Here is a 5,278-nt window from a genome sequence, read left to right as displayed (position 1 = left end):
GGGCAGGGAGCAGGAGAGGAAAGGGGGCAGGAGAGGAAAGGGGAACAAAAGGAGAATAAAAAATTAGCTCTTTCCCCTCTGCTCCCAGCAAGAACTGCCCCTCTGCCTCTTTCCAATGCCTAATCCCTAAAATACCCCAGTCTGTGTTTCGACCTCAATCAAATCAAAGCGATAATTTTCAATCACGGGATTTGCTAGCATTTGGTCACAAATGCGATCAAGGTCTTGACGAGCTTTTTTCTCATCAGACGATGTAATGGTGAGTTCAATGTACTTACCAATCCGCACCTGGTCAACGTTCTCGTATCCCATTTGCTTAAGACCGGATTGTACAGCCACGCCAGCAGGGTCTAAGACTGAAGGACGAAGCGTCACAAAAATTTTGGCTAGATACTTGGTTTGCACGGGCTTTTGCTGAATGCTGCGATCGCTATACTATAACTTTCTGTTCCAACTGAGTGAAAATAAGATTACGAAGCAGTTAAAGTTAATTGATCAATTAGCCCATCTAACAGCTTCAACTACAGTGGCATATTTAAATAATTGTCTATGAGAGCCATACGCACCCGCAGTCAAGAGCGTATTTTCAACCTACTGAAAACCATCAAAAAAGGCATTTCCGCTCAAGATATTTACGTAGAACTACGTAACACAAATCAGAGCATGGGTTTAGCAACAGTTTACCGTTCCCTAGAAGCCTTAAAACTCGAAGGCATGGTACAAGTGCGGAATTTGGCTAATGGTGAAGCCCTCTATAGCCTAGCGCAGCAAGACAAACACCATCTTACTTGCTTGCAATGTGGTGTATCAATTCCAATTAATCAATGCCCCGTTCATGACCTAGAAGACCAGTTAGAATCCAGCCATAAGTTTAAAGTTTTTTACCACACCCTAGAATTTTTTGGGTTGTGCAACGAATGCCAAATAAATCAAGCTAGTGGGATTAGTCAATAGTCATATCAATTTTATATGGTGTTGCACTTTATTCTCCTACAAACTAAAGCCCGTGGCTACCAGAACATAGAAGTAAAGCGGCTTACCGCAGGCTAATGATGTGAATTTTCATAAAGAAATGGTGTGAGCAGTATGAAACAATTTCGTGATTCTCTTGCGATTAAGGGTGAGTCATTGAGTACAACTGTCATAAATGCACGTACAGAGGAACGTCATTGATTTATTTAGATACAAGCGTTATCGCTCCTTTGTATTGGACAGAAGCTTTAAGCGATACAGTTGAACAATTACTACTCAATGAAACTGAAGTAGGTTTGAGTCAATTGGCTGAGGTTAGTCTTCATTTTCCATAATGATTTTTTGTAATTTTTCATTATGGATAAATAAAAAATGGAAAATTTTTTCGACTCATACTCTGATTTGATTGCACTTTTTCCGGAACAGAGAGCTTGAAAACATTCAACGGGGGGAACCTCCTCCACGGCGCTGGCTTCTCAGCAATTTGCTATAAATACTAGAGGACGCGGTTTAGCAATACCGTATCCCTGAGCGTAGGAAACTCCTAGTGTGGTGACTTTTTCTAAAATGGCATCATTTTCGACAAACTCAGCGATGGTTTGAATTCCCATCACCTGTCCAATTTGATGAATTGCCTCAACCATTACAGAATCGATGGGATTGTCCACAATGTTTTTGATGAACCCACCGTCAATTTTGAGATAGTCTACAGGCAGATTCTTGAGGTAGGCAAATGAGGACATGCCACTACCAAAATCATCTAACGCAAAGCAGCAGCCAAGACTGCGGAGGTCGTTAATAAATTCAACTGCTTTTGTCAGGTTGGCAATGGCAACAGTCTCCGTAATCTCAAAACAAATGCGCGAAGGCGGAATTTGATGTAAGGCAAACTGTTCGCGCAGAAAATCAATAAACTCATCATCATTGATACTGGCACCTGAGAGATTAACAGCGTGTATACAGCCACAGTAAGCATTTTCAGTTGAGCAATGCTCACAAGAACTACAGCAATGCTGTTCTAGCGCCGCAAATAATGTTCGCACAACCCAGCGATCAATCAGGTGCATCAAGTTGTAGCGTTCGGCTGCTGGAATAAAAGCGCCGGGTAGAATCAAATTGCCAGTTTCATCCCACAGGCGCAAAAGCACTTCATAATGCCGTTTACTTGATGGAGTTGGAGTCGTAGGTACAATAGATTGATAGTATAAATAAAATCGATTTTCTTCTAATGCTTGAGTTAGGCGCGTCACCCACTGCATCTCGCCTTGTTGTCTTGCCAAATTCAGATCGTTAGTTTGATAAATATGAACTCGATTCCGCCCGTTGTTTTTGGCAGCATAGCAGGCAGAATCGGCTGCAATCAAGACGCTAGCAATATTTGTAGTATCAGCAGTGATGATTGCAATCCCAATACTGACTCCAATTGTAAATAACTTGTCTTGCCACACAAAACGAAACGCTTTAACTCGATCTCGAAGCGTATTAGCAATGCGGATTGCCTGGTCTAATGGACACTGACTCAGCAAGATACCAAATTCATCACCACCCAAACGGGCTAGTATATCAGTTTTGCGTATCTCAGATTGATATAAGGTTGCCACTTGGCGTAAGAGTTGATCGCCTGCCGCGTGACCGCAGGTATCATTGACAATTTTAAAATTGTCTAAGTCGAGATAGCACAAAATATGAGTTTGATCGTATTGCTTTGCTATCGTTAAAGCGTTTTCTAAGTAGTTTTCAAACTCTCGACGGTTGACTAGCCCAGTTAAGGCATCATGACTAGCTTGCCAGGAGAGTTGATGTGTCAGATTGCGAGTATGTGACACGTCCTGAAACACCATGACAGCTCCGACAATTTGACCGTCTCTAGCACGAATCGGAGCAGCTGAATCATCGATTGGCAAGTCGTTGCCACTACGAGTCACAAGGACGGTATTCTTCACCAGTTTGGCAATGCATCCCTCGCGTAATGCCTTTTCAACTGGATGTGGGACGGGTTGACGAGTGATTTCATCAACCAGTCGGAACACGTCGAATAACGGCAATCCTTGCACCTCTGCCTGACTCCACCCGGCGATCGCTTCTGCAACTGGATTAAGATACTGAATCCGCCCCATCGCGTCGGTGGTAATTACTGCATCGCCAATCGACTGCAAGGTGACTTGAGCCAGTTCTTTCTCTTGGAAGAGTGCTTGTTCCAATTGCTTTTGCTGAGTAATATCGATCGCCACACCTCCGACAAAACGTTGTCCTGTTGGGTCTGTAAAGGGAAACTTGGAGACTAACCAATGATGTAAACAGCCGTCTGGAGTAGATACTGTTTCCACGATTTCCATTCCCTGCCCTGTAGCCAAAACCTGCCGATCGTTCTCGTAAACTTGTCTTGCAGTTTCTTCCGGTAGCCAGTCGAAATCAGTTTTGCCTTGTAAATCGCTTTGTTGAACCTGAAAAAGTTGTTCAAAGGGGCGATTGAGATAAACATACTTTCCTTGCTCATCCTTCATAAAGGAGACGGTAGAGCTACAATTCATAAACGTTTGGAATCGAGCCTCCATCAGTTGAGCCTGCTGATAGAGTTGGGATTGTTGAATAGCGATCGCCAACTGGTCGGCGATCGCACAGGTAAGTTCTACCTCCCAGTCCTGCCAAGAGAAAAGCTGTTTATCTCTGACTAACCACAAATTTCCCCAAACCGTTGAGCCAAAATGCAGTGGCACTAGCAGCCAAGAACCGGGAAACGTTTGAGCATAAACCTGAGCGAGTGGGTTCTCATACGTACTGATGTCTTCAAATTGGACAATTTCCAACTGCTTGAGACGAACAGCAATTTCACTACCGACATCCAAAAACTCAAATCCCAAAGTCTCAGGCAGGTCGAGATGGCGGCGGTGTTCTGAAATGGTGCGCCAAAGCTGCTGTGCTGGGTAATATTGCACAATCCCAGCTAGATCCGCTTGCAACAGTTCAGCAATTTCGTAGGTTGCAGTTAAAAAAATAGTGTTGAGGTCTAGCGAGTTGCGAATGCTATGAACGATGCGATTGAGGGCTTGCTCTCGCTGTGCTTGGTGTTTGATTTGCTGATAGAGCTGTCGTTGCCGGACGGCATAGCGTAGCGTTCGCTCTAACTGTCCGCCACTAATTTCACTTTTAGAGAGAAAGTCAGTTGCACCTAACTGCATCGCTTCGATATCAATTGTGCGCGTTGAAGAACCAGTGAGCAAAATAATGGGTGCGTCGCTGCCACTGTTGAGCATCTGCTGCAAAATTTCTAAGCCATTGTGAACGCCGAGGCGATAGTCGAGTAGGTAAACATCATGCTGTAGGCGAGAGATTGTTTCCAATGCAGTCTCATACGTAGATACCCATTCCAATTCAAACTGCGTATCTTGAACATCAGCGAGTAAGTCACGAGTGATGATGTAGTCATCTTCGTTATCTTCCACAAGCAGCACTCGAATTCGGGTGTTGTTCAAAATTGCCATTCTGCTTTTGTCCTTGGAGGTAAAAACCGCAACTTCATAGCTTTAACCAGGTTTGATAAAGTGTCTGTACGAGTTGGAGCAGGTTTTCAAAGGACTCCGGTTTAGTCATACAAGCATTTGCTCCTAATTTATAGCTACGAGCTACGTCTGATTCTGCATTTGAAGTTGTTAAAATCACAACCGGAATTTTACTGAGTTCGGGATGAGTCTTGATTTCTGCAAGTGCTTCATGTCCGTTTTTTCGCGGCATTTTCAGATCGACCAAGATGAGGTCAGGATAAATTATTACTTCTGTACCTGTATATTTACCTTGACGATAAAGTAAGTCCATCAATTCTTGACCATCTTCAACAAGATATAAAAAGACGGGAGCCGTTTCTTCCCAAGCCGTTTGAAGCAGTAAGCGATCGTCGGGGTTATCGTCCGCCACAATGAGAACAAAGGGAGTATTATGTGTCATTTAATACTATTATTTTAAATAACAGATGACAGGGAATAGGGAAAATAATACCAATTCACGTTTAATGTGAATTACGAATTACTCTTTTCGGAAAGTAATTACAAAGGTTGAGCCTTGTCCTATTTTACTTTGAGCTGTAATTGTGCCATTGTGCCGCTCGGTAATTTTACGGCAAATGGCTAGACCCATACCTGTACCTTCAAACTCCATCCGCCCGTGCAATCGTTCAAAAGCTCCAAAGATCCGCTCTCGATAATTTTCTTCAAATCCAATGCCGTTGTCTTCTACAAGGATTTGATAGGATTGGCTGCTTTGAACGAAGAGGCAGGGGGACTCGGGGCCCCCACGGAGTGGGGATTGGGGG

General features: G+C 43.6%; 5 protein-coding genes. 1 reads left to right on the top strand and 4 read right to left on the bottom strand.

Annotated features, from left to right (window positions below; genetic code table 11):
* Positions 1-126: 126 nt before the first annotated feature.
* Positions 127-405: a phosphoribosylformylglycinamidine synthase subunit PurS gene (purS, locus tag ACFE90_RS36010; protein WP_100897184.1), complete on the bottom strand. Its 279-nt coding sequence runs from the start codon at positions 403-405 to the stop codon at positions 127-129.
* 144 nt (positions 406-549) lie between these two features.
* Between purS and ACFE90_RS36005 the strand changes: the two genes are divergently transcribed.
* On the top strand, positions 550-954 hold the full coding sequence (locus tag ACFE90_RS36005; RefSeq protein WP_375507037.1) for a Fur family transcriptional regulator: 405 nt from the start codon (positions 550-552) through the stop codon (positions 952-954).
* Positions 955-1,448: 494 nt separating this feature from the next.
* On the opposite strand, the gene ACFE90_RS36000 is transcribed toward ACFE90_RS36005, so the two are convergent.
* The 3 genes from ACFE90_RS36000 to ACFE90_RS35990 all read right to left on the bottom strand — a co-directional run.
* Complete coding sequence (locus ACFE90_RS36000) at positions 1,449-4,454, bottom strand: EAL domain-containing protein (protein WP_375507036.1); 3,006 nt, start codon at positions 4,452-4,454, stop codon at positions 1,449-1,451.
* Between the two features lie 34 nt (positions 4,455-4,488).
* On the bottom strand, positions 4,489-4,914 hold the full coding sequence (locus ACFE90_RS35995; protein ID WP_375507035.1) for a response regulator: 426 nt from the start codon (positions 4,912-4,914) through the stop codon (positions 4,489-4,491).
* Positions 4,915-4,992: 78 nt separating this feature from the next.
* Positions 4,993-5,278, bottom strand: a 286-nt coding sequence (locus ACFE90_RS35990) for an ATP-binding protein (RefSeq protein WP_375507034.1), incomplete at its 5' end; no start/stop codon positions are given.

This window comes from uncultured Nostoc sp. (assembly GCF_964245445.1).
Taxonomy (GTDB): domain Bacteria; phylum Cyanobacteriota; class Cyanobacteriia; order Cyanobacteriales; family Nostocaceae; genus Nostoc.
The sequence above is the reverse complement of the archived record's forward strand: the minus strand, read 5'-3'. Positions and strand labels throughout refer to the sequence as shown.